1 protein-coding gene is annotated in these 392 nt (G+C 38.8%); it reads right to left on the bottom strand.

What is annotated here, in order from left to right:
• A partial coding sequence (locus tag J7R13_RS09340) for a cbb3-type cytochrome c oxidase subunit I (protein WP_208438355.1) occupies nt 1-392 on the bottom strand: 392 nt, incomplete at both ends.

Below are 392 nucleotides of genomic sequence, written 5' to 3'. Positions count from 1 at the left end.
GCAGCCAATTAAAGACCTTCATACCCGTTGGAACGGCAATGATCATTGTCGCAATACTAAAGGAGGAATTCACAGCTTCCCCACCACCCATTGTGAAGAAATGATGTCCCCAAACAAGAAGCGAAAGAATTAAAATAACCAACATAGCCCATATCATTGAAGTATAACCAAAGAGGCGTTTTGAAGAAAAAGTTGATACCACCTCAGAAACAATTCCAAAAGCAGGAACAGCCAAAACATAAACCTCAGGATGACCAAAAACCCAAACATAGTTAATCCATACCATCGGATTTCCACCAGCAGCATTGGTAAAGAAATTCATATTCAAATAACGGTCACATGACAAGAGTGCAAATGTTACAGCTAAAACGGGATAAATAACTACAATAAGA

This window comes from Bartonella taylorii 8TBB (assembly GCF_902825155.1).
In the GTDB taxonomy this organism is placed as follows: domain Bacteria; phylum Pseudomonadota; class Alphaproteobacteria; order Rhizobiales; family Rhizobiaceae; genus Bartonella; species Bartonella taylorii_A.
Note: the sequence above shows the minus strand (reverse complement) of the source record. Positions and strands in the feature narration are given on the sequence as shown.